Here is a 25,023-nt window from a genome sequence, read left to right as displayed (position 1 = left end):
CTAAGAGCTCATTTATATCCTCCTTCTATCATAGGTTCATCTAGCTTTAGTCTAATTCGATTACGTTGAATAGCTTCTGGCGGCAAACTGATAAACCCATATCGATTGAGCACTGGTTTCTGCTCTTCAGACAACGTTAAGCCAATAAAGAACTCTTCTTGCTCATTAAAATACTCTCGATTCGGAGGTAGATTTAGATACATGTAGTAAACGCTAGCTAGCGGATAACGTCCAGACAATATCGTTTCTTTATTGACATCATAAGACTCACCAAAACGGTTGGTGACTTTTAAAATATTGGTATCTTTCAGTTCATCACTATAAACGGTATAACCGAGCGCCCCTTCCTCACCGGAAATTTCATTTAAAAATGTTAGTTTGTCAGACACAAAGTGCGTCGCAACGTATTCGTCATCTTTACATGTCACCCAACTTGAAAACTCCTTGTGCATTACTAATTGATTGTCGATAGCAAAAGGAACCATAGGGATAGTGCTCTGTCCATTACCGTCCGCCCACCTCACCACATCTGGTTGTGAATGGCAGCCAAAGACTCGTTTTAGCTCCGCCACAGAAATAGATTGGGTTTGATTACTTTTATTAGCGACAATTGCTATCACATCAGCCGTAAAGAACAACTCCGTTGGCTTATAACCATGTACTTGAACAAATTTTGCCACCTCTCTGTCTTTCCATTTACGAGAGCTAATTCCCATGGCAAGTTTGTTATTGGTGATGCTATAAGGAACATCAGCACTACCCTTAACAGTGATATCTAATTGCTTTGCTTCAACTAATGCCTGCATTAAAGGGACTAAGTTGTGCTCAACCGCAACAATAGAAGGCGGTGTCATTTTCTGCTCTGCTAGGGCGAACGGAGAAACTGCCATGCTACCGATAATTACTATACTCAGTTTATTCACTGGGAGCCTCCACCTTAGTCGCACTGCTTAAGTTTTTTTCCGAAGTAAAGATATCCCACTCCTCGGTTACTTTCATTTCAGGGCGATAAAAAACCGCTATCGTTCGACGCTTACGTTTATGAAGCTGTTCTGTGTAATACGTTGTTTGCGTGAACTCCTGCTCCGAAATGCGTTCTGATTCAATACCCATTCGCTCAAGCTCATTACGGATTGCACCAGTGCGTCGCTTAGCAAGCGCTTTGTTGTAAGTATCTGTTCCTTCTGAGCTCGTATCCCCTATTAGAACCACGTTGGAGTTAGGGTATTGCTCCAACATATCGACAAGTCGCTTCACTTTAGACGTCTGGTCGGAACGTAATTTTGATTTATCGAAATCAAAGTCAACACTTACAACCACTGGTTTGTCGGAAATTTGCCAATCTGCGCAGCCAGTATTGTCGACCGCGACATGCTTGGGAGTATCAAGGCATCGGTCTCTTTGATTAATAACGCCATCTTGGTCTTGATCACGTAAATCATCAATTTGATGTCTATTAGTTTGAACGTTTGGAGATTCAGCACAACCAATAAGCAAAAAAGGAAGAAGCCCCATGATAAATAATCGCTTCATTACGACTCTCCTTCTTTTTGCCACTCGTCTGGATGTTCAACACGTAATGCGTACGTCAGCACGCCCATCGCGTTTAATAGTCGATATGCAGCAAAGGTGCGATCATACTTACTTCGGATATAGTTTTGTCTAGCAAGAAAGACCTCAACTTTGGCATCCAAGACATCAAGCAAACTGCGTCGTCCTACATTGAATTGCTGGATGTAACCAAGTTCAGCAATTTTTGCCGCATCGACATTTTGTTGGAGCAGGCGAATTTGTTGTTCCAACATTGAGTAAGCATTCCACGCTAGTTCAGTACCCTCTCTTACTTCACGTTCAGTTCGTACTCTTATGGCACGTGCCTCCTCTAAACGCCACGCCGAAGACTCCACTCGTGCATTGGTTGAAAAGCCACTGAAAATATCGTAATCCAGCGTCACCATGGCGCGCATATCTTCATCTGGACCCACTACGTTTCCTACGTTACGATTTTTGTTTGCATGCAGCTCCAATTTAACTTCCGGATAATAATCGCCTTTTTCACGTCGAATCTCTTGCCTTGCGGCGTCCATATCAATCATTGCAGCTTGAATCTCAGGATGGTTATCAACTGCTTGCTGAATCGCTGTATCAAGGGTGCTTGGGAGCAATCCACTGTCGAATTTTGGAAAGACCAATTCGCTTCCAGGCTTGCCTACTAAGCGCAAAAACTGTGTTTTCAAATCATAGAGGTTGTTTTGAGCCGATATTTGAGATGACTGTGCCGTCGCGACACGTGCTGAGATCTGTGCTAAATCTGAATTACTTGCCAACCCTTTCTGTTTTTTGTCTAACACGTCTTGATATATTTCTTGGTGCTCAAGCACATTCCTATTAGCCAATTGCAGTAACGTTTCTGCTTCTAATAGCTCCAAATATATTCTGACAACATCAAGCGATACATTTTCAGCCCTTGAAATCAGGGTTAGACGCTCAGCTTCAGCCTCATAGCCAAGGCGTTTTACATTCGCACTAGTACCGAATCCATCAAATAACAGCTGCGATACCCGAACGCCTAATTCGGTTCGGTTTAGTCGCCTATCATCTGGGTCGATATAATTACCATTGTTATAACGAGTCTCTTCAACACCTGCCGCAGCATACAGATTTACTTGCGGTAAGCGATAACCACTGGCTGCATCACCATCTCTAATTACCGATTGATACCTAGAGTACTGGGCAAGTACTTCTGGACTATAATCGATTGCAAATGCTACTGACTCTTCTAGTGAGATCGCGTGAGCTTGAGATGCAAACGCCACACACATAGACAGCATGAGCTTTGAACAACGCATACTTTTTCCTTGTCGTTATTATCGTTCTCGTAAAGAGTTCTGTTTCGCTCTCAGTATTGGTTTTAACCAATAACTCAAAACTGTTTTTTCCCCGGTTAAGATGTCCACTGCTGCCTGCATCCCAGGAATGACTGTAAAGGATTTTTGTTCGAGTGCTTGCTGATCCAGTTCAATGTGAGCTCGATAGTAAGCCGCACCATCCTCAGTTTGCAGCGCATCGGCACTGACATATGTCACTTTGCCTTTTTGTCCACCATATATAACAAAATCATAGGCCGAAAATTTAACTGTTGCCTCCAAACCTACTGAAATAAAAGCAATATCTTTTGGAGCAATCTTGGCTTCTACGATCAAGGCCGAGTTTTTTGGCACTAATTCCATAATGGGTTCTCCTGGACGAACGACACCACCAATGGTTCGAACGAACACATCTTTAACAGTTGCATCGACAGGAGAGGTAATTTGAGTTCTTCGAAGTTGGTCAGCAATTGCTTGTCGGCTTTCATTAAGTTGGGCTAACGTTGCTGAAACTTCATTGAGTTGTCCTTGCGCTTTAGTTCTGAAGTTGAGAGCGATACCACGATGGTCCGCGATTGCTTCTGAATACGCGGCACGTTGTTTTTGAGCAGACACTTTTGCACTCGATAAGTCGCCTTCCAATCGTATTACGTCGCGGTTGAGTTTCAAAAGTTCCACTTCAGCGACCGCACCGCTTTCCACAACAGACTTAAGAAGATCACGCTCTTTTCTTACAATGGTTAGGCTGCTCTGCAATGTACGGACACTAGACTGGGTATCACTGTATGCTTGTGCCTGCTGTTCAATGCGGAGCTTGGATTCTTCTAATTCAGATGTCACCTGTTCAAGTCGCTCATAGTAATTGGCCTTAGCATTAAACAACGCTGCACTTGAGTTATCATTAGTGACGATGTCGATAGGAGTAATAGTAACTTGGCTTTGCCAGTCGCTCTGTTTGTTATCGACTTTTACAGATGCCAACTCAGCTTCTAATCTCACCTTTTGCGCACTTAGGCTATCAAATTGCTTACCAGATTCTTGAAACGAAGCCCGAAATCGAGTGTCATCCAAAACAGCTAACGGTTGACCCTTAATAACCGAATCCCCCTGCCTGACAAGAATATTCTCGATCAACCCTCCCTCTAAGGATTGTATTGTCTGAACCGATTGGCTTGGTACCACAGAGCCTTCTCCAACGACTACCTCGTCTAAGGTTGCCCATGCTGCCCAGGCAACAATAACGACTACCAAGACTGCAATTATCCAAATGAGTTTTCGTGAACGGTAAGCCAATTGACGATTATTCCATTCGATGTGACTAGTGCTCATGATTACCTCCTTTTACGACAGAGATATTCTTTACTTTATGTTTGCTAGACCTACGCTCGAAGATTTCTTTTGGAGTGCCCTCTAAAACAATCTTTCCCCTCTCAAGGACGAGCACACGGTCACACAACGCCAAAAATGACTGTCTATGAGAACTAATCACCATGGTGATATCTTTGGGCATCCTTAACAGCGCTTGATAGAAGCGTTGCTCTGCTTGACTGTCCAGAGCACTAGTTGGTTCATCAAGAGCAAGCAGTTTTGGTTGACGATATAATGCACGTGCTAAAGCGACGGCTTGTCGTTGTCCTCCGGACAAGTTCCGTCCACCTTCTCCTACCTGCGTTTCTAACCCATTAACCAAACGTGGCATATAATCGTTTAGACCGGAGAACTGAATAGCATACGCTAGTCTTTTCTCATCAAACTGAGTATCGCCAAAGGTGATATTTTCGAACACAGACCCGAAAAACAGCACGCTATGTTGAGCTACCCAGCCCGTCGTTTCACGAAGGACACTATGCGGCCATAATTTTGAATCCAACCCCTCAAAATACACCTGACCACTGCTAGGAGCATATTGTTTTAACAGTAAAGACATCAACGTCGATTTACCCGCCCCCGCAGCACCGACTATGCCAACCCGCTCTCCTGCCTGGATTTCAAGATCAATGCCAGAAAGAACTTCAGACTGCATTTCGGGATAAATAAACCCAACATTATCGAGTTTAATTCTCCCTTTAAACGTTCCCCTTTCTAATACCTGATGATTGGTGTCCTCTTGAGGCAAACTCATGATTTGGTTTAGCCCTTCCATTGCAGTTTTCGACTGCTGATATCTCAGCATCAGCATTGATAACTGATTAATTGAACTTCCAGCTCTACCACTAAGCATGACAATGGCGATGAGTCCTCCCATCGTCAGTAGCCCCTCCGAAATCTGATAAACACCAAACACAATAAGTGACACCGTCACCACCTGTTGGCTAGATCGAATACTATGTGAAATGATATTGGTGTAGGTTCTTGAGCGGGTTTGCCAAGTAGAAAGCGATGCGACAACTTGCTCCCAACGCTTTTGGAGTAATCCTTGAGCGTTATTTTGTTTTATTTCGGAAAGCGCGTTTAGGCTTTCTATTAACTGTGCTTGACGCTGAGTTGAGAATCGAGAGGTTTCTTCAAGCGTACTTTCCACTTTGCGCTTCATAGCAATACTAATAGTGACCAGTAACAACATAACCCCCATAGGGATCAGCATCATAGCTCCACCCAACCAACCGATTAGCACCAAAAACAAGACCGTAAATGGTAAATCGACCAAGGTCACTAACGTCACTGAAGTCAAAAACTCTTTGACTGAATCAAAGTCTTGAAGCTGTCTCGAAAACGCACCAACCGATTGAGGACGGTTTTCCAACTTCATGCCCATTGTTTTACTGAATAGTTGCGAGGAGAGTTTGTTGTCAACATAGCGACTAGCCATATCGGTTACTGAACTACGTGACTCCTTTAGTATCCAATCAAACACAATAACAATAGCGACGCCGGCAGATAATACCCATAGCGTATTAAAGGCCTGATTAGGTACCACTCGATCGTAAACGTTCATCGTAAACAGAGGCACGACAAGAGCTAGGACATTAATAACAAAAGAAGCGACTAGGAGATCACGATACCATGACTTTACTTCTTTGAGCGTCATTAACAACCAGTGTGTAGGAGTTCGCTGTTTTAAATCCTCAGCACGTTGATCGACTTTACTGGCTGCGTTGATTTGCCATAAAGGTTTGTCAACACGAGTTCTGAACTCTGAAAAATCAACCGTTGATTGTTGAAAGTCATTCGCCACCTCAAGATACGTAACTTGCTGCCCGTCTATGCATGTAATAATTAACGGGGTTCGTTCTTTACTTTCGATGACTACACACGGCAAAGAGGCTTTGGTAAGCTCGTTAGTCGACAGCTCCATAATATCAATTTCATGTCGTTCCAATGCTCGAACAAACAAACTTTCTGATAGCTTACCGTCATCTAGAGGTAACCCTGATTTTATTTTTACTGGATGACAACGTACTTCAAAATGCCGACATAGCCATTGAACCGCTTCTAACCAATTATCCTTATTATTTCTCTCCACCGCATGTCCCTACTGCTTAAAGCGACCTATGACAAAATTAAGTTCTGGTCGTCTATCATTTTTTGGATTATATCGACCTCTGCGACACCTGAGGTGCTCGTTCCACCATATAAACTGTCTAACGTTGTATTTTCTAAAACGATATGGTGTTTAACATTAGTTCCATCTGGCTTGATGTCGATTCGTACGTTAGCTCCGTCTTGAATCAGGTCCATCTGTTGGTCGGCCTGAGTTGCTGTTGATACGCCTGACAAAATACCACTGAGGTCTATAGAGTCTGTATTTTTCTCTGTGTCAAAGTCTTTTATCGTGTCCGTATGTCCAATGATTCCCAATTCATCAGCACCAAAATAGAATGTGTCTGCCCCCAAACCACCGTACAGAGTGTCACTGCCATTACCACCATCGATAAAGTCATCCCCACCTCTTCCGTCAAAAGTATCGGCTTTATGAGTTCCTAGAAAACGGTCGTCTTCGGAAGCGGCTGTTGCACTGTCATTGATAGCAGTGTCATCGTCATACAATGTGATTTGGAGCTCTGTGCTTAAACCGTCTGCCGTATTTCCATTTAGTTCTGCACTCGGCTCAAGGGTTAAGGTGAAATCCAATGGATTATCAGTTGGTATGGCTGGATAACCAGTGATTGAAAGGTCAGCTACATCCGCAAAATCTACGATCCAATCGCTTCCGCTTGCCTGGCCTTTGGATAGGGTAATGTCTGTTGGTAGCCCAATAATGGTAAGTGTTCCTGTCTCTGCATCCGCAGGGTTAACCAAAGACATACTTAGACCTAATGGTATGTTGCCTTCCGCACTCGAATATATGGCGTCGTACTCAAGAGTTAGAATCGGCTCGTCTGGTTCAGGCGTTATAGATAGGTGAACCGTATCCTGCTTAATTGGTCCGGGGTCATAAACTCGATTGCCCAGTACTGTGTTTTGATCTAACGTATCCGCGGTGATGGTCATATCCATTTCGCCAAACGCGTTGCCAGCAAACAGTTCAATACTACTGATGGAACTTGCGCCTACGATTATTGTTGCCGTTGCTATATTACCCACTTGGACAAATTTGGCGGTCTTTCCATCGATTCGAATACTCTCTATTCCATCAATAGCATCCGGATCAGTCGTACCTTTAACGGTTACCACTATCGTTAGAGACTCGTCACTGTTGGTCTCAAGGCTGGTGATCTCTACAGGAATTTCAATAACGGCATCTTCATCTCCTGATACCGATTCTGGTAACCCAAAGAATTCAATATCATCACCAACGGGTTTAACACCCAGAGTAAAACTGGATTCCGTAACCCGAGTATCATTAGTAGCCAGTTCTTGTGTAATGGCTTTGAGTTCTAATGGAATATCACCACTGAAATCAAGTGGAGGTAAGATGTACGTGTCATTGAGAGTCGCTACATCTAACTGCCACTCATAAGTAGGTGAGCCATTGAAAGAGCCACCATCTAAACCATTGTTAGGGAGTAATTGATAGCTCGAACCAGATTTGATCACTACCACCGCCCCTTCGGGCACTCCAGATACGCTCAGAGACATGTTTTCCGATCCATCTTTGTCAATCAGATCAGCGTCTAGCGCAGCAAGAGATATATAACTATCTTCGTCCCCTAAGATGTCACTAGTCACAAGGTCGGCGGGATCCACAATAGGGTTGATGGAGATGACCTTCGTTACCGTTTTAGTTTGTGTATCAGATTCCGAAAGACAGTCGGTTTTGTCGGTAATCGACACACTAGCAGTTAATGACAAATCACCACTGTAATGTTCTGGCGGTACAAGCTTCACATCAGGTAGTTTGGTCACATCAGTCAATGTCCATGAGCCATCGCCATTGTCCACCAGCCAACTCGGGTTACCATCTGCAACAATCTGAGCTCCGTTGGAAACGGCTATCGTGAAGGAATTAACGGTTTCTTTACCAGTCGCAGAATCCCCTTCACCTACCACAGTCTGACCAAATTCGATTGAATCCCCCAATATCAACGTAAGGCCTATATCTGTCGTTACGTCTTCATCAATATCCGTAAATGCAGTAGACAAAATAATTTCATCTACCACAGGTCGAATTTCGATATTGATAGTTTGACTGGTCGTTAAAGAAGACCCATCACAAGCCGAAGTTTCCGTCGTTTCAACAGTAAAAGATAAACACCCAGCAAAGTCCTCATCTAAGCCTTTAATTTGCAAATTACTTAAGCCGCTCTGGCTTATGGAATAGCCGACTAGCTCTCCGTCATCGTCATATACTGGAATAACACCATTGCCCTGTAGTTCAACATCATCAGGTAATGACGAGGAAGGAACATAAAATGAAATATCGTTGTTTGGGTCACTCGCGATGTCAGGATTTAGAAGGCCCGATAGATCGAGTATTTCGGTCCCTTCATCAAACTCGATATCGTCACTGGCTTCAATTTCACCAGGAGGACCGACAGGGTCACAAGGTTTTCCACCACCGCCACTATGCCCGGTAATTTGTATTTGGAATACCCCATCAATGTATTTGGCGTCTTCGCCGTCGATCACTCGAGCTCGAACCACTATATCTAGCACCGGTGTATCCACATTGCTCTCTATTGACACACCATCGAGAATAAACTTGGATAGCTCTTGTACACTCTCACTCGTTAACCCTTGTGCAGAAATAAGCCAGTTGCCATCTGGCGTTTGTTGAGGTTCATTACCGGTACTATTTACCACTAGGTCATAGCCATTAGGCATTTCTAATATGATGTAATCTAGATATTCTGATCCGTCGATGTCTTCTTCAACAAATTTAACCGCTGCGGAAACATCCACTGGTGACCCGTCATCACTAGTAAACAAGTCGACAGACGTTTCCAAACGAGTATCGATCTCAACTCTTGCGTCTACAACAACGGTTAAATTACCTGAAATCATTTTAACGCTTGTAGCGCCCAATCCTGATGTATCCGTTACCTCATAACGAATAGGAAGTGAGAACGTTCCACTTAAATCTTCTGTTGCGACAACACTTAATCGCCCGCTGTTTAGTAAGCTGTCTAAAGTAGGTGTTGTAGAGTCTAGTAGGGTTTCAAGGTCTAATCCTGATGAAGGTATGGTAATCGCCGCGCCGTCAAAATAGAGCGTGAGGTCATTGGGCACTGAATCGATATAATACCCTGTCAGAGATTCACTCTTATCGTTATCTCCACTTATTCTAGGCTCTAGCTCCAGAGCTATTTGAGCATCTTCAATACCAGAAGTACCTACAGATAGTCCATCACTTTGATCAACGACGGGTAATAAATCAACTTGGATTGTATAGTCGAACGAACCTGAGTCGCCGTCGGGCTCCGTAGAAATAACCGTCGCATCAAAAGTAAAACGGCCACTAAAGTCCTCCAACGGTTTTATGAACAGTGAAGCCAATTCACTATTACTTACCTGATAAATATTCCCCGTTGTTGGATCAATTCCCGCGATAGTAAGCGCTACGGGATTGCCTGCACTATCTACGATTGAAACATCATCAGGTATATTGGTTATTAGGATGTTCAGCGTTTCAGAGACATCATCATCGGTTGTAACAAATTCAAAATCCAGAGGAACTAAACCATCTTCAAGGAAGCTACCGACTGTCCTGATAGTATTCGTGCCGCTATCAAATCCCCAGTGACCATTGCCAGCATCCTGTGCAATTGGCTCATCTACGACGCCTTTCAGATGAATATTGATTGTCTGAGTTTCGCTGAAAGCTTCGCTGTTTATTGGCGTCAACCCATCAATCGTCGACTCAATTGATACGGCAGTAACTTGAATTGAGAGCGACTCGGTAACCGAGCTAATATCTTCTTTTGGTACCAAAAGTGCTTGCGAATTAGCAATAGCATCAGAATCGACACGATAGGTGTTAGCAGAGATTAATTGAAAGCCAGTCCCCGTAAATGACCAACCATCTTGTACGACAATATCGTATTTCAATGTTTCCGAGCCATCTGTATCGGTTAAATTACCAAATATGGCATCTTTTAGATCAATCGTTTGATCTTCTAAACCTCTAATGTCTTTTACCGTTAGCTCTGGTTCGTCGGCATCGGGAGAGACTTCAATTACCACTAAGTTGGAAATCTCTTCCGTTTTGTCGTCTGGATTTGAGAAAGTACTACCTTTTTCTGTAGCAATCGCTTTGATATTGAAACTAAACTCGCCCGCTAAATTCTTTTGAATCGTCACGGTCATATCGTCTAACTGGCTTTGCGTATAGCTTTTTCCTTCGATGATTTTGCTACCATCAAGCTTAATCGTTACACCACTAGGTATGTTAGATATTTGATACGAAAGATTCTCTGATTTGTCGATATCTGTTAATTGAGCATCGATATTAAGGGAAAATGTTCGTCCAATGTCTTCGGTTAGATTGTATTCAAATTGCGAACTCGCCCAGTCAGGGGCATCTGCGACGGGTAAAACCGAAACTTCGAGATTTGCACTGGTTACGTCTTCATCTGCAACTCCAGTTCTGGTTATGGTGGCCCCTACAACCAGTGCGACAATACTCCCAGTAAGCGTCGTGTTTGACTCATTAAGTTTTGGAACATAAGTCAAATTGCCATTAGGAACGAAATAATCCCCCGTAGCCTTGACAATTTGCCCACCCGATAAGGTGACCACTCCACTCCCATCAGGTGTCAACGCTACGTTCCCAAAATAGAGAGTACCACCTTGTAGGTTGCTAATCGTAATTTCACTGACATTTTCGTTCTGATCGAAGTCACCAACATAAACTTTGATATCTAAGCTAGCAGTTTCATCTTCACGGATTTCAGTATTGGCAACGCGAATAACCCCTGAAGAGTCATCCAGCACCAAAGATGCTGTGCTGGTGACGGTATCACCATCAAAATCAGTGACAGTGAATTCGATGTCATCGATCAAAGCAGGAGTCGCATCGACATCACTATCGGTCGTTATGGTATACCGCCCATCAGAGTACAAGCTAAACGTACCGTAGCTTGAATTAGAGTCGTACTGGTTAGTAAGGGTAATAACAACAGGTTCTCCCCCAGAGAAATCATAATCAGTGGACTCGTATTTAAATGAAGTGACCGTCGCACCATCAACACCCATCGCGGATGCACTTAACAGATTACCTTTAAATGTTTCTCCCTCAATAAGCTCTAACGTGTTATCTGTTGAGGTCGGAATATCATCAGTGACAACAACCGTTAAATTAGTAGAGACTGATTGGTCACCATCTGCATCGGTCGCAAAAACGGGGAAATCTACGTCAAGAGTGTTGGCACCGTTACCACTTGGGTGATCAAGTGGCTTTGATAGGATAAATTCTGCAGACCCATCTACATTGAGCCGAATTCTAAACACTTCATCACCAGAATTCGCTTGTGTCCCAATAAACCAGTCGTTGATATCACGAGCAGCTAATACGATATTTTCTCCACCACTTTGGTAACCTGAACCGTTAAATGTTGCGATATCGACATCAAACGAAACGATGGTATCTGAACCTCGAATAAACGAAAGCGCTCCAGTATTTTTCACCTCTACTTCCGGTGATTCCGATAAGTTCGCCTCGTCGATCTCCAGTGATGTGGTAGAAATAGAAGGATCTCCCCCATCGTAGATTTTGACTGTAGATATTTCAGTCGTTTCAGTACCATCAAAATCTTTAGCAACAATAGGAAGCTTTATCGATAACTCATTTAGGCTTCCATCATCACCGTGATCAATCTCCTTAAATACACGGAATGAAAGTTGGAAACTAGAGGTTAAGCCTGATGCAACTGTGTAATCGTTAGGTAACGCTGCTCGGAATACGACGACACCATTTTCATCAATACCATCAAAGGTTTTGTCTCCATTATCGCGCCAAAAAATACTTAGCCCATTGGTAGTAATTGGAGAACCTCCACTATCGACGACTACATCACCAGTACTCACTCCTAAATCCACTTCAACAATACTATCGACAGACGCACTTAGAGTGAGCGTGCCACTATCACTTGTTGACGTACCATCAGGCGCCTCACCTATTGGCAATTCAGTTACGGCTAAAGATGTTGAACCTAAATTTGCTTGTCCCGAATCACTAACGGACACATTCAAGGTCAGTTTAGTTAAATCGTTATCAGAGTCTCTCGCTGTGACCACGAACGGGAGTTGCATAGGATCAGCGGTGTTATCAAGTTGCTGTTTGAGGTCAAAGGCATAATCAACGGTACCGCCAGTCTTTGCGTCCGGAGCCACAAACGATAAAACAAAAACGATATTAGACACATCCCCAACGTACCCCGTCAGAATCGAGCCTGAAGGACTTATGGTATAAAGCACTTCCTCGCCATTACTATAGACAAGAGGTTGTTCTGCCTTTAGAAAGTAAACAGAGGCATCATTTTGTTGGTTCGTATCTAGATCATCGGCACCAAGCCCTACTTCAAATTGTCCTGTTGCAGAAGCACTATTACTACTTACATCGGCTTCGGATACCGACGCATCACTATTTGACGTTAATACTGGATCGGAACCATCTTCTATTAGTAAAGTAAATTCCCCTGGCTGCAATTCTGTCCCATCAGTATCTTTTCCGCCTATCAACAACGGTAACTTCAATAAGTCATTTTTGTTGGGGTGATTTAATGGACGTTCTAAGATAACTTCTATATTGCCAGTGACAAATGTCGCGTCGCCCGATGCTACAGAACCTGTCAAAGTGATAGTAAAAACCGTTTCACTACCTGATTTCGCCGTAATGACGGTTGAATCATCATTTAAGCTATAGTCCAAAGTCATTAAACTTGAACCGCTCGTTAGCGATAAACTATCGAGCAGATTAAGCGTGGAACTCTCGAAAAATAGGCTATCGGGGTCGGGATTGTCTGAGCCCGGAGCAACCGAAAAGTGTGCATTAATTGTCTGCGGACGTAAATCAGCATCCGCTTCAATAAATGAAGTAGAACCGTCAGTAACATCTCCAGCCTCACCATCGCGAATAAATATAGTCGCGGTTGCCTGCCCAAAGTCGTTTTCTTGGTCCCCAGCGATATAGTCAAACTGAATTTTTGGGTTAGTCGAATCATCAAGATTTCTGCTGGCGGAAAAATTGTAGTGGCCATTAGCAAATACAGATAATTGACCTTCTGCCAAAGTTACAACAGTAGGAGTGCTACCATTGACAGCATAATCCACATTATCAATGGTTATTTGAGATATCAGTAACGTACCATCCAAGTCGATATCATTGTTCAGTACATTTCCAGATTTAACTTCACCTTCGGTAACAAAAGCGAAGTCATTAAATAGAAGTGGTTCAAGGTCGGCTATATTGATTGGTAAATGGCCGATAACTACTTCAGTAGTGCCATCAAGATCGGTTTGAGTACCTTGTATCAATATTGCGGTTTGAATTGCGTTTAAAGATGGGTCTTGGTCTATAACTTCTTTGAAGGCAATATTGACCGTATCACCAGAAAGTGTTGCTTCAAATACCGTTTTTCCGTCACTGCGTATACCGGTTATTGACGTGTCAGTGATCGATAAAGTGATCGTCAAACCAGTGGATGTTAATTGATCAATCAAAGATTGATTACTATAAAATTTAAAATCCGCTCCTTGAATTCTTACATCGGATTCTTGTTGTTGATTACCAAAAATACCAATAATCGTATCTGAGAAAGCAACGGATTCAGGCAACACAATGGTGGGCATATCGTCAAGTGCAGTATTGCCTACCAAGTTCGATACTTTTGCATCGAGTGTCCATTCGGTACTTTTATCGAGTGCAGATATGTCGATGTTGCTGACAACCCACGCTCCCGAACTATCCACGTCTCCCAAGAACTCTAACGTAGTCGTCCCATCGCTTACTACGACTGTGACGGGCAAGCCTTCTTCTACGAGACTGGTTGTTCCTTGTAGCGTGGAAAGATTACCCCCTCGAAAAGAAAGAATATTGAATCCTTGTAGAGTATCAATATCAATAATCGGTTTAACCGTATCAATGACCGATGTATCCGATGCTGAGGCTGGGTTTCCGGCAATATCGACCGTAGACGCAATAACCGTAACAGAGCCGTCATCGAATGATGAAAGATCAACACCTGTTATCGACCATTCACCGTTTACTATAGTCGCAGTTTGTTTTATCGGCTTCCCATTTAGTCCAGTAATCGTAATCTCGACCGTTTGACCATCTTCAACATCAATGACTGTTCCCGAGATCGTCGAGGCTGTAATCTCATTCTCATTGATTGCACCATCAACATCCTCAAAAGAAACTGTAATTGAAGCTTGCGTATCCTTAATGATGGTATCTGTTGATGTTGCAGGATTACCGGCAATGTCGATAGTGGAAGCCTCAATGGTTAATACTCCGTCGACTAAACCTGTGACATCAAGTGTATTAACATCCCATACACCAACAGCATCAACATTTGAGGTCCCAGAAAGCGTATTGCCTTGCTCATCTGTTATAACCCAATTAATGGGCTGACCCGACTCAACATTAGTGACCGTTCCTAGATATACACTCGAACCTACCTCTTGAGCGTTCAAGTAATCGTCGCCGAATCCGTCAGCTTCCACTGTAATTCCCGCCAAGGTATCTTTAATGGTACCGTCATTGGCGGAAATACTATTTCCAAAGTCATCAGATATGAAGGCTGTCACCACTAACGGACCTTCGACTAGCTCTGTTAACACCACGCCTGAAACAGAATATTGTTCATCCTGAGTAGTCGCTTGGGCTTGCACTGTGTTGCCATCTTGGTCGGTAATGGTTATCAGAACAACACGGCCATCTCGCACATCGGCAGCGCTACCTAGGATAGTGACATCTGGCACTTCAAATTGATTTTCGTAACCATCACCTCCGTCGAGAATCTGAACCGTTAATTGCGCCTGGTCTGATAGGATGTCGAGCGTTGTCGTTTCTGGCCTAGATTCTTGTGTATCGAATAATCCGGGTCGGGTATCAAACCCCGCTCGCGCAATGGTTTCATCCAAGGTTGCTTTCAGGGCGATGACAAAACCACCACTGTCGCTAGAACTGGATGAAATCGTATCTACAGTCCCTTGTGAATTAACGATGTTGTTAGATAAGTTATTTAAGGTTTGAGAAAGCTCACGTTCAATAGCAGCAATCTGAGTTTCAGATAACTGCACATCTTCCCCCAATTCCTCAACCTCTTGTCTAACAAGCTGAATTCCATCTAATAATTCCTCATCATCAGCTACTCGTTGCCACGAGCCGTCAGCGAATATTTTCCAAACCACATCGCCAAGCTGCATATAAAGAACCGGGACCATAGTAAAAACCTTATGCGACACTAAGTTATTCATTAAGAATAGTATTTCTTACAATCTCTGCATGAAATGTTGTAAAAATACGGTGTTATTCTCAGTTTAAATACTTATCAACATTCTTATCATTGCATTGATGACGAAAATTCTGGGCTAAAGATCGCATTTCCTACCAATAAACGTTACGAACCTTGTCTATTTACTAGGCTATGTATGATGTAGTGATTCATATAACCACATGTTTTTAATGGATAAATGAAAGGGAACTTCAATGGCAAAAATAATCTTGTACATGCCCACACCAACAACTGATCTGCTGTCTTACATTGAATATGGCGATCAACTTAACGACAAAGGCAATTTATCGACTTACGCTGGGCATCGGAAAAATCATCAATGGATTGAATATCTGCTAAACACTAAGAATAAAGAAGCGATCCAAATTTGGTATGAACCAAAAACTGTAATAAACGAATTAAAAACCATTTCTAACGACGACCAAATCTATATTCGAGGACATGGCGAACCTGGGAGCGAGTTTATTAAAACCTCAAAGGGTGGTAAGGAGCTAGGACATCGATTTGTTGTTGATCGATTGAGAGAAAACGGTTTACCCAAATCTTTTAGAGGAAAGATAAAGTGCTATAACTGCAATAGTGGCTCGTGGCTCAACGGAAAACGCAGTTTTGCACAAGCACTGGCGGATTACATGTATGGCTGGGGTTATGACAAATGCACCTATTACGGATACAGAGGAAAACTTGATTCGTACTATAAACAAGGTACGCAAGGCGTACACAAGTACATTCGCGAAGGAGCATGGGATGTGAATCAAGGTATTTGCAGGGCTAGAGATGGCCGGGTACAGATAAAACCTCAGGCTCTTAACCCCACTCAATGGGAGTCTCTATCAGGTTAACGAATACAACTAAGCGACGCACATAGCGTCGCTTTTTACTACATTCGCTTTAATGGCTTGACGACACTATCTAGCCCTTCAATTTTCAGCGCCAAGCACAGCTGAAGCAACTCCCCTAACTCGCCATTAGGCCAACCTTTTTTGTCAAACCACAATAAGTACTCTTCAGGTAAATCGATCAATACCCTGCCCGCATACTTACCGAACGGCATTTGAACCCTAGCGAGCTTTACTAAATTTTGTTTATCTAACATTTTATTCTTGGGACTAATCAGGTTCTTTTATGGTGAGTAATCTTAAAGATGTTCAACCAAATAGCAATATAAACAAAGAGGAAGAAGACAATAGTTAAAAACTAAGCAGCGAATCGCAGACCTCAAGGTCAAACACTTCTCTAGGATTTAAGTTCGGAATTTCTACTCACTCCCATCTTTCGGATAGAACACAGCCAACCAAATTGTCAATGAGGACTCTGAGGTGGACTTTACTCGATGCTTGACGTGTGCTGGTATATCAATGTAATCACCAACACCTAAGGTCACAAAAGTACCGTCATAGTACTCAATAACACCTTCTCCTTTCAAAACAGTCACCCATTCATTTTCGGTTTGATCATACCAATCACCAATTGGTGTAAAGTGGCCATCTGAAACGATACGTTCAATTCTCACTCCCTCAGAAGCAATGATGTCTTCAAATACTTCATTGGTTAAATCTTTTGGAATTTCACCAAATATATTTCCTCTCTTCAATCCCATTTATCTATTTCACTCTAGTTATGTAACCAACTAAAATACTTACAAAATTTTTGCTTGTAAGTTAAAGCTCTATCGTTAATAAGATACTATAATCTAAACAAATAGAAACATAGAGTTTACGAATCATTTTCCATTTTGGTTTCTGATTTATGTCATTTGGAACAACAACGATAATAGGACATACATGAACTTTGAGTTTGGACTCGTAGGTTTTGCGGCGTTAATTTGCGTAGGCATTCTGTTACATCACCCTTCTCGTACTCTTGGCTTACCTTCTCTTTTGATCTTTATGGCGGTAGGTCTGGTCATAGGTAACGGTGAATTTGGTTTCGTCTATGACAACTTTACACTTACTTCTGCAATCGGGGCGATTGCATTAAATATTATTGTCTTTGTCGGAGGTTTGAGTACTTCGACACAAAGCATCAAAGTGGCTTATAAAGAAGGTGGCGTACTTTCCTCTCTTGGAGTTGTATTTTCCACTGTTGTCTTCGCGGGTATTATCTATGTTCTCTTTGGTCTCCCGCCGGTGCATTGTTTATTATTTGGGGCAATAGTTTCCTCAACGGATGCAGCTGCGGTCTTCTCTATCCTTGAATCCAAGAAACTAAAACTCAAAGAAGACACTGACACTATCTTAGAATTCGAATCAGCAACTAATGACCCTGTCGCTTTGATACTAGTCGTATTGCTGACCAGTCTTGCCCTTACTCCCGATACGGTTCCTTCAGTTACAAGTATCGGAATCGAGTTATTACTGCAGATCTTTGTCGCGCTAGCTATAGCCATTTCTATCGGTAAGCTATGTACTCACCTGTTAAACAGCATCAAACTTGAAGAATATGGGCTAATCCCGGTTTTCATTTTAGCTTCCGCAGTGCTAGCAATGTATGGAAGTGATTTGCTCGGTGGCAATATTCTACTCGCTTCCTATGTCGTTGGAGTGGTCATTGGCAACGGCGTAAAACGTGGTATGGAAGTCAGTCGCCACTTTTTTAATAGTCTTTCGTGGTTAGCTCAAGCAATACTCTTTGTCGCTTTAGGATTACAGATCTTCCCTCAAGAACTATTCAAAGTGTTCTGGCAATCCTTGCTACCTGCTTTCTTGTTGATTCTTGTAGCAAGACCGATAGCAGTACAGCTATGTTACCTGCCTTTCAGAAAAGCCAGTTGGCAAAAACGTTTATTTATATCTTCTATCGGATTGAAAGGAGCAACACCTATCGTATTTGCACTAATTCCTGCAGCCGCAGGGGTTGAAAATGCGGTTACTATGGTTCATATGGTGTTCTTCATTGTTGTAATATCGGTGTTCGTGCAAGGTGGGGCGATTGAAGTGTTGGCAAACAAACTCAACCTTAAAGAAGTTAATACACCAGAAGACTAAGCACTTATTCTATATACACTCGATTGTTTAAGAGTCTATAAAACAAAAGAGCCAGAGAAACTCTGGCTCTTTTAGTTCACAAAAACCTTATTCAGCTGGTTTATTGTGACAATGCTCAATAGCAGTTTTCATCAGCTCTAGTGCAGACTTGTCACACGGTGGCAATGCAGCATCGCTAGTGCCAATTGGCTCGACTCTTTCGCCCCATTTGATGTAGCTAGCGCCCCACGTCAGACCCGCACCAAATGCGGCTAGCAACAAGTTATCTCCTGGCTTAACTCTTCCTTGCTCCATTGCCTCACAAAGAGCGATTGGCACAGTCGCAGCGGAAGTGTTGCCATATTTTTGAATATTGACGAATGCTTTATCTTGGTCGATTCCAGATAAATCACACAAGGTTTGAATGATACGGATATTAGCCTGATGCGGAATCACAACATCAATATCTTCTTTAGTAAGGTTAGAACGAGTCAAAACAGTATTCGCTGCCGCCCCCATTCCTTTTACCGCTCGTTTGAAGATCTCTTTACCAATGAAGTTGAACTCAAAGTAACCGTTATCTGCTGCGAATCTCTCCATAGAAGTGCCAAATTTTGGCACAGCGAGAATATCGCGACCTTTTGCATCACAACCAATTTGTGCATCTTGAAGTCCGACTTTACTTTCAGTACGAGAGAGCACTGCAGCACCTGCCCCGTCACCAAATAGTACGGCGGTATCACGCTCACTCCAGTCAATAAAGAACGAAAGTCGCTCAGCACCAATAACGATGGCGTTACGATAGTTACCTGACTGAATCAGTTTTGTGGCCGTTTCAAGGCCATACACAAAACCTGTACAAGCCGCATTTAAGTCAAACGCAGCGGCTGCTGGAACACCTAAGTTTTGCTGAACTCGTGATGCTGTATTGGGGATCAAAGAATCTGGAGAACACGTAGCAACGATAATCAAATCAACTTCATCTGCCGTGATTCCAGCACATGCCATTGCATGTTTAGCAGCAACGGTTGCCATTTCAGAGGTGTTCACATGGCTAATGCGACGATTTTCTATACCAGTACGGGTTCTAATCCACTCATCGGATGTTTCCATTACAGTGCTAAGATCGTGGTTAGATAAGATCGCTGGTGGAAGGCACTTACCCCAACCAGTGATTTCGGCGTAAAATGTTGTCATTCTGTACCTATTTTTTTATAGTTTTCGTCAATCGAGATAGACAAATAATATCAATCAGCTCACTGTGATAAGTTTCAATAATAACTTGTCTATCCCGACTCTAAGAGCTTCGAGTATACTCATAATCTAAGGCTCACAGAAGCCTAATTTCATAAATTCAATTCACGGTTGGGAGAGACCATGTCGACTATCAATACCCGTTGCCCATCATGCAATGGACTTAATCGTTTACCCGCAGAAAGAATCACCGAGTCACCTAATTGTGGTCGTTGTAAAGCACCGCTTCTTGATGGCCAACCAGTTGAAGGGACGCTAGACAACTTTTCCGCACTTTTAAACAGTAACCAACCTGTTGTTGTCGATTTTTGGGCCACGTGGTGCAATCCTTGTGTTGGTTTTGCGCCCGTGTTCCAACAAACCGCCGAAGAACGCAAAGGACAAGTACGATTCGTGAAAATTGATACAGAGCAACAGCAACAACTGGCAGCTCAATTTCAAATCAGAAGTATTCCGACCATTATGGTGTTTAAAAATGGTCAGCGCGTGGATGTGATCAATGGTGCCCTGCCAAAAGGTCAATTCGACCAATGGTTAGAGCAAGCTATTGCAAAATAACCACCATAGAGCGCAGAAGCGCTCTATCTTTCTTCATTCGATTGCATGACTTGTTTACGATATGCACTTGGCGAACTACCCATATGTTTTGTGAACCTATGGGTAAAATTGAACGGATCACGATATCCTAATCGCTCCGCAATCATGGCAATTGACCAATCGTTATTTCTTAGCAAATCACACGCTTTTTCCATACGTAGATTAATGAGTCTTGCTCGTGGTGACACGTTGTAAAGCCGTTTACATATTCGTGCGAGTTGCTCTTCGCTTAAAAATGTCTTATTCGCCATAGTTTTAACAGTCCATGGTAGATGAAGCTGACCTTCAATTTGGCTGAACAAAGCTTGTACTCGGACTGTCGAGTCAGTAGGCTGCGACTCAAGTCCAGTTATAATACGGCACACTTCCCCTACTAGCAGTTTTCGATAACTTGCTCTGCCACCAATTTCCAAATACAGGAGTGTCATTAAGGCCCAAATCCGTTCACAACCATGAAATGGCAGTACTTTCTGTCCTAAATCAGATAAAGCTTGCCAGCGTGGTCGGTCTTTAGGTAGAAACCAGATCATGCGCCAATGTTTATATTGAGGGTTGATCTCAAATCGATATGGTGTGTGTGCTGGTAATACGACTATCGAGTACGGCTCGATAGGAGCAACAAAATCCTCCGTCATCAACACGCCACCACCTTCGATTGTAAATAAGACTGTGTGTACATCAATGCCCTTGCGCTCCACATGGTAGCCTTCAATCAAGTTTGCCATTCCAGCCATGAAGATATCTTCAGGAATGAACTCGGGGATATCGTTGGACGAAAGAAAGCGTTCTTCACATGCCTCCGATAAAAAGACTTCATCTACCCACTCAGATTTGATGTTAAATTCATCAATGACGGATTCGCACAGGTTTTGTCTATTTTTGAACATGGTTTTGATGTCTCAATTTTCTTATATTACCACCGTTTATATGATTCAAATCACACTTTCAGGAGGGCTGCTATGACAACTAAAACCTATCTTAAGTCATCTAACAAGGCTTCTCAAAACCATCTTCTCTCTTCTGTGGTAAAGCTTGGTTTCCCCGTCGCAATTCAAAGTGCACTTGTTGCAATTTTGGCACTAGCGGACGTACTGATGGTCAGTGATTTTGGTAAGGAAGCAACTGCTGCAGTAGGCATTGCCTCTAAATGGCACTTTGTCGCTATTATGATCATGGCTGGAATGGCTTCAGCCAATGGTGTACTTGTTGCCCAGTATTGGGGACGTAACGACAAACGTAGCGCCAAAACTATCACCCAGCTTTCAATGGAGTTCGGTGCAAAGCTGTTAGTACCCGTGACATTAGGTATCACGCTCTTCTCCAGTTTTATTATGATGCTGCAAACCAACGACGCTACCGTTATTGAGCTTGGCGCTACCTATTTATGGTATGCGTTTCCGGTACTTATATTGACTCACGTGGTGATTGTAGCGGAATCAGCCATGCGCTCATCCGGTGACGCTGTCACACCTTTAATTCTTGGGGCTATGACAATCTTTATCAACATTGCCCTCAACTTCTGGTTAATTAAAGGCGGTATGGGTGTCCCTCCAATGGGCGTAGCCGGCGCTGCATTAGCGACAACGATATCCAGATTACTTCAGGTAATTTTCATCTGGGTTTATCTCAACCATCGTAACCATTGGCTTCTTACAGAAGCGAAACTTGAGAATACCGAACGACTCTGGGGTTCTTATAAAAAACTCGCGGTGCCGACCACACTTAACGCTATTTTATGGGCAATGGGTACACTTATGTACCAAGTGATATTTGGTCATATGGGCACTACCGAGCTCGCTGTTTTTAGCATGATGGGACCATTTGAGTCGCTGTGTTATTCGTTGTTTTTTGGTATTTCGGTAGCCTGCTCTGTGCTACTTGGTCAATCCTTAGGCAGAGACGAATTTGAACAGGCATTCAGTATGTCTAAATTCTTTATTAAAGCGGTATTCTTGTTTGGCATCGTCACTGGAGCGATTCTACTACTTGGTCGTGAAGTCATTCTTGAGTGGCTGAACTTAACCACCGATGAACTTTATCCGCTTGCTGCTCCCGCTATGTTTATTCTGTGTAGTGCGATATGGTTACGCATGCTGAACCTTATTATCATCAACGGTATTCTACGAGCCGGAGGAGATAATAAGTTTTGTTTAAGAATGGACTTCATCGCAATGTGGACTGTGGGACTTCCGCTAACCGCAACCGCAGCGTTTGTATTCGGACTTGAATTTCAGGTTGTCTATGCCTGTATGCTTTTTGAAGAAGTCGTTAAGTTTGCTTTGTGTTTCCACCGTTATTTAAAACGCTATTGGATGAATAATTTAACCGTGGTTAGTGCTTAGTAATCTGTAAATGCAAAAAGGCTTCACTTGTTTAGGTGAAGCCTTTTGCTATATGTTACTAGAGTACGTAAAGCTGTTACTTAATCCGTATTTTCCCCAGCCTGCTGCATCAAATAACTTGTCGTTGGTTCAATAGTATTAATCAGTTTTTCTACTTGGAGTATCGCCTCTATAGACGTGCTGTTTTTGCGGTAACTGATAAATAAAGGACGAGACCAAACCTCAGACCCGTCGACTTGATAGAGCTGTCCAGAGTCTAAGAAAGGCTCTACAAGTGAAGATGGCAAATACGCACAACCACCCTTCTCAAGAATAAAGTCCAACGCAATTCGACCTGTTGAAGTGCGTAGATATGGTGCTGGAATATTTGGATGTCTGTCCGCATGCTCAAAAGCAAATTGTGTACCCCAGTCCACATATACATATTTATCTTTAAAAGCATCATCAAGCTCGCGTTGCTCTGTTGAAACCAGAACTAACGTCAATTCAGCAATCTGATGGCTTTTAAACTCCTCGACTTTAAATGGGTCGAATGAGAACGCAAGATCTAGTGTACGCTCAAGTAGTTTCCTATTTAGCTGCTCGCGCCCCAGAGACTCAGCCACAAAGCCATAACCCGTTAATGAATCAGTGACAACACTTAAACAGTTTTGCAGATAGGCGTCCCAAATATTAGGTGTACCGCCAATCGTCAATTGCAACGCTTTATTGCTCTCTAATGATAAGTCAAACGTCGCTTGCTTTAGCGTCGATACCATTACTTCTGCGTACCCTATTAGCCTTTGGCCAGCCGACGTTAGTTGGATGTTGTTTCTGTGCCTTGTAAACAGCCGAGTATCAAAGTATTCCTCTAGTTGTTTGATGCGAGCACTCACAGCGGCCTGAGTTATATAGAGATTTTCTGATGCGCGGCCAAAGTGCTTTTCCTTCGCGACTTCGAGGAAAGTTTGAAATACTTTTACGTCCATAAAATGACTCTTAAACAGATTCTAAGTAGTTGAGCTAACGAAAAAGTTAGCTCAGTATTCTTACACAGTTATGCTGTATTAAGCATAAAGAAATTTTGTGATTTCGACAAAAACAATTCGTTTCCTTTCTTGCCGTTTTCACACTATTTTCAGCATCGAACCAACACGGGATTCAACCGGTTTAGTCGACTTTTCTTTGGATTGTTGCGGAGCCACCTGAATTACCTTGCTTTACTACCTATTTGCTTTGAGGTCTCTATGACTGAAACTCAATTTCGCCACGGCAAGAAACGTTTTTATGATGCAGTAAAGTTTCCACGCGGATTCGCTAAATCGGGAGATTTTACACTTTTGGAAGAAGACATCTTAGTGACTTATGGTGAAACTATGCTTGCGCTTGAGCGCGGTGATATTTCACCAGAGAACGCTGAAGAGAAACACTTCACTAAAGTGATCGTTAACCCGAGTAAGGCGAAATCTAAACTGGAACATACTTGGCTTAAATACGTTCGCTTAGCGCGCGGAAGACGAGCGTTCCACACTTTAAATAGTAAATCGAAGTATCACGAAGCTTCGAAAGACTATGATTATGATATGGATAACGATGACGTTCTAGAGCCAGCATAAGTATTGTGATCTTTCCTCCTAAACGCAAAGTAGAGCCAAGTGCTCTACTTTTTTTTGCGCCGTAAACGCTCGCATATTCTTCCTAACCTCAAATCACAAAAAACCGCCCGAAGGCGGTTTAATTAGTCAATCAGAAACGCTCTGCTAGGGTCTACATAGACTTTGTCGGCCATCGCTTCACGTCCTAATAACATCATATATGACATATCCTGACGATTACTTAATGTAATTTCAATTGGCCACTCTCTATCCCCTAATCGGAATAGTGTTTGAATCACACAACGTTGCTCTGAGTCACCGTTGGATGATTTGATGCGCCTTGAGTCGTGGATAAGTGACTCACAGTGTACGATTTCTTCCAAATGATAGATATCTGGATGAAGATCGTATTGAACATACATGCGCCCGTCACGTTTGAAGCGTTCAAGGTTGTCCACATGAAGAGATGAGGTTTTAGCCCCAGTATCAATACGAACTTCGAGATCGAAGATTCCCAACTCAGGAAGACTGCACACTTCCAAGTTACCAATTATCATTCTGTCATTATATGTGTTTGGCATAGT

Annotated in this window: 17 protein-coding genes; 5 read left to right on the top strand and 12 right to left on the bottom strand. The window is 42.8% G+C overall.

The genetic code is table 11. The features are described 5' to 3' along the window. Nucleotides 1-8: 8 nt before the first annotated feature. From VME0621_RS01020 to VME0621_RS00995, 6 genes are read right to left on the bottom strand one after another with little or no spacing between them, the layout of a single operon-like run. Nucleotides 9-890, bottom strand: coding sequence for a PstS family phosphate ABC transporter substrate-binding protein (locus tag VME0621_RS01020; RefSeq protein WP_062461579.1), 882 nt, complete (start codon nt 888-890; stop codon nt 9-11). 25 nt (nt 891-915) lie between these two features. Beyond that, complete coding sequence (locus VME0621_RS01015; protein ID WP_038226954.1) at nt 916-1,533, bottom strand: OmpA family protein; 618 nt, start codon at nt 1,531-1,533, stop codon at nt 916-918. Further along, on the bottom strand, nt 1,533-2,849 hold the full coding sequence (locus VME0621_RS01010) for a TolC family outer membrane protein (protein ID WP_038226955.1): 1,317 nt from the start codon (nt 2,847-2,849) through the stop codon (nt 1,533-1,535). The genes VME0621_RS01015 and VME0621_RS01010 overlap by 1 nt, the downstream gene beginning before the upstream one ends. Before the next feature lie 18 nt (nt 2,850-2,867). After that, nucleotides 2,868-4,196 carry an HlyD family type I secretion periplasmic adaptor subunit gene (locus VME0621_RS01005; RefSeq protein ID WP_062461424.1) on the bottom strand — a complete coding sequence of 443 codons (1,329 nt, stop codon included), beginning with the start codon at nt 4,194-4,196 and terminating at the stop codon, nt 2,868-2,870. Continuing rightward, a complete protein-coding gene (locus VME0621_RS01000) occupies nt 4,186-6,330 on the bottom strand; it encodes a type I secretion system permease/ATPase (protein ID WP_062461421.1) in 2,145 nt (714 codons plus the stop codon). Before VME0621_RS01000 ends, VME0621_RS01005 begins: the two co-directional genes overlap by 11 nt. A 26-nt stretch (nt 6,331-6,356) precedes the next feature. Further along, nucleotides 6,357-15,635 carry a T1SS-143 repeat domain-containing protein gene (locus VME0621_RS00995; protein WP_062461418.1) on the bottom strand — a complete coding sequence of 3,093 codons (9,279 nt, stop codon included), beginning with the start codon at nt 15,633-15,635 and terminating at the stop codon, nt 6,357-6,359. Nucleotides 15,636-15,900: 265 nt separating this feature from the next. Here VME0621_RS00995 and VME0621_RS00990 point away from each other — a divergent pair, with 265 nt between their 5' ends. Continuing rightward, entirely contained in the window at nt 15,901-16,548 is a 648-nt protein-coding gene (locus VME0621_RS00990; RefSeq protein WP_051868007.1) for a hypothetical protein, read from the top strand. Nucleotides 16,549-16,586: 38 nt separating this feature from the next. Here the strand turns inward: VME0621_RS00990 and VME0621_RS00985 are convergent, their stop codons facing one another. Together VME0621_RS00985 and VME0621_RS00980 are read right to left on the bottom strand one after the other, a co-directional pair. Continuing rightward, complete coding sequence (locus tag VME0621_RS00985; RefSeq protein WP_062461415.1) at nt 16,587-16,802, bottom strand: DUF3820 family protein; 216 nt, start codon at nt 16,800-16,802, stop codon at nt 16,587-16,589. Nucleotides 16,803-16,964: 162 nt separating this feature from the next. Further along, the gene (locus VME0621_RS00980) at nt 16,965-17,306 is read right to left on the bottom strand and encodes a cupin domain-containing protein (protein ID WP_062461412.1); all 342 of its coding nucleotides are present in this window, start codon (nt 17,304-17,306) and stop codon (nt 16,965-16,967) included. Nucleotides 17,307-17,490: 184 nt separating this feature from the next. Between VME0621_RS00980 and VME0621_RS00975 the strand changes: the two genes are divergently transcribed. Further along, on the top strand, nt 17,491-18,693 hold the full coding sequence (locus VME0621_RS00975; RefSeq protein ID WP_006073575.1) for a potassium/proton antiporter: 1,203 nt from the start codon (nt 17,491-17,493) through the stop codon (nt 18,691-18,693). Between the two features lie 87 nt (nt 18,694-18,780). Here VME0621_RS00975 and VME0621_RS00970 read toward each other — a convergent pair whose 3' ends face one another. Next, nucleotides 18,781-19,869 carry a ketoacyl-ACP synthase III gene (locus VME0621_RS00970; protein ID WP_062461409.1) on the bottom strand — a complete coding sequence of 363 codons (1,089 nt, stop codon included), beginning with the start codon at nt 19,867-19,869 and terminating at the stop codon, nt 18,781-18,783. A 180-nt stretch (nt 19,870-20,049) separates the two neighbouring features. On the opposite strand from VME0621_RS00970, the gene trxC reads away from it, so the two are divergent. Beyond that, nucleotides 20,050-20,484: a thioredoxin TrxC gene (gene trxC, locus VME0621_RS00965; RefSeq protein ID WP_062461406.1), complete on the top strand. Its 435-nt coding sequence runs from the start codon at nt 20,050-20,052 to the stop codon at nt 20,482-20,484. 23 nt (nt 20,485-20,507) lie between these two features. On the opposite strand, the gene VME0621_RS00960 is transcribed toward trxC, so the two are convergent. After that, nucleotides 20,508-21,410 (bottom strand): helix-turn-helix transcriptional regulator, encoded by a 903-nt coding sequence (locus tag VME0621_RS00960; RefSeq protein WP_062461403.1) that lies wholly within the window; start codon nt 21,408-21,410, stop codon nt 20,508-20,510. A 72-nt stretch (nt 21,411-21,482) separates the two neighbouring features. Between VME0621_RS00960 and VME0621_RS00955 the strand changes: the two genes are divergently transcribed. Beyond that, a complete protein-coding gene (locus VME0621_RS00955) occupies nt 21,483-22,865 on the top strand; it encodes an MATE family efflux transporter (RefSeq protein ID WP_062461400.1) in 1,383 nt (460 codons plus the stop codon). An 80-nt stretch (nt 22,866-22,945) separates the two neighbouring features. On the opposite strand, the gene VME0621_RS00950 is transcribed toward VME0621_RS00955, so the two are convergent. Beyond that, on the bottom strand, nt 22,946-23,833 hold the full coding sequence (locus VME0621_RS00950) for a LysR family transcriptional regulator (RefSeq protein WP_038226965.1): 888 nt from the start codon (nt 23,831-23,833) through the stop codon (nt 22,946-22,948). Nucleotides 23,834-24,091: 258 nt separating this feature from the next. Between VME0621_RS00950 and VME0621_RS00945 the strand changes: the two genes are divergently transcribed. Continuing rightward, nucleotides 24,092-24,460: a MaoP family protein gene (locus VME0621_RS00945; RefSeq protein ID WP_031495460.1), complete on the top strand. Its 369-nt coding sequence runs from the start codon at nt 24,092-24,094 to the stop codon at nt 24,458-24,460. Between the two features lie 122 nt (nt 24,461-24,582). Here VME0621_RS00945 and VME0621_RS00940 read toward each other — a convergent pair whose 3' ends face one another. Next, on the bottom strand, nt 24,583-25,020 hold the full coding sequence (locus tag VME0621_RS00940) for an ATP-dependent zinc protease family protein (protein WP_031495458.1): 438 nt from the start codon (nt 25,018-25,020) through the stop codon (nt 24,583-24,585). Between the last annotated feature and the right edge of the window lie 3 nt (nt 25,021-25,023).

The organism is Vibrio mediterranei (assembly GCF_900088415.1).
Classification (GTDB): domain Bacteria; phylum Pseudomonadota; class Gammaproteobacteria; order Enterobacterales; family Vibrionaceae; genus Vibrio; species Vibrio mediterranei.
This window is presented reverse-complemented; position numbering and strand designations above follow the sequence as displayed.

What these genes read in the sequence shown, in the direction of transcription:
- VME0621_RS01020 (WP_062461579.1), bottom strand. Translation starts at nt 890, where the DNA reads ATGGCAGTTTCTCCGTTCGCCCTAGCAGAGCAGAAAATGACACCGCCT.
- VME0621_RS01015 (WP_038226954.1), bottom strand. Translation starts at nt 1,533, where the DNA reads ATGAAGCGATTATTTATCATGGGGCTTCTTCCTTTTTTGCTTATTGGT.
- VME0621_RS01010 (WP_038226955.1), bottom strand. Translation starts at nt 2,849, where the DNA reads ATGCGTTGTTCAAAGCTCATGCTGTCTATGTGTGTGGCGTTTGCATCT.
- VME0621_RS01005 (WP_062461424.1), bottom strand. Translation starts at nt 4,196, where the DNA reads ATGAGCACTAGTCACATCGAATGGAATAATCGTCAATTGGCTTACCGT.
- VME0621_RS00995 (WP_062461418.1), bottom strand. Translation starts at nt 15,635, where the DNA reads ATGGTCCCGGTTCTTTATATGCAGCTTGGCGATGTGGTTTGGAAAATA.
- VME0621_RS00990 (WP_051868007.1), top strand. Translation starts at nt 15,901, where the DNA reads ATGGCAAAAATAATCTTGTACATGCCCACACCAACAACTGATCTGCTG.
- VME0621_RS00985 (WP_062461415.1), bottom strand. Translation starts at nt 16,802, where the DNA reads ATGTTAGATAAACAAAATTTAGTAAAGCTCGCTAGGGTTCAAATGCCG.
- VME0621_RS00980 (WP_062461412.1), bottom strand. Translation starts at nt 17,306, where the DNA reads ATGGGATTGAAGAGAGGAAATATATTTGGTGAAATTCCAAAAGATTTA.
- VME0621_RS00975 (WP_006073575.1), top strand. Translation starts at nt 17,491, where the DNA reads ATGAACTTTGAGTTTGGACTCGTAGGTTTTGCGGCGTTAATTTGCGTA.
- VME0621_RS00970 (WP_062461409.1), bottom strand. Translation starts at nt 19,869, where the DNA reads ATGACAACATTTTACGCCGAAATCACTGGTTGGGGTAAGTGCCTTCCA.
- trxC (WP_062461406.1), top strand. Translation starts at nt 20,050, where the DNA reads ATGTCGACTATCAATACCCGTTGCCCATCATGCAATGGACTTAATCGT.
- VME0621_RS00960 (WP_062461403.1), bottom strand. Translation starts at nt 21,410, where the DNA reads ATGTTCAAAAATAGACAAAACCTGTGCGAATCCGTCATTGATGAATTT.
- VME0621_RS00955 (WP_062461400.1), top strand. Translation starts at nt 21,483, where the DNA reads ATGACAACTAAAACCTATCTTAAGTCATCTAACAAGGCTTCTCAAAAC.
- VME0621_RS00950 (WP_038226965.1), bottom strand. Translation starts at nt 23,833, where the DNA reads ATGGACGTAAAAGTATTTCAAACTTTCCTCGAAGTCGCGAAGGAAAAG.
- VME0621_RS00945 (WP_031495460.1), top strand. Translation starts at nt 24,092, where the DNA reads ATGACTGAAACTCAATTTCGCCACGGCAAGAAACGTTTTTATGATGCA.
- VME0621_RS00940 (WP_031495458.1), bottom strand. Translation starts at nt 25,020, where the DNA reads ATGCCAAACACATATAATGACAGAATGATAATTGGTAACTTGGAAGTG.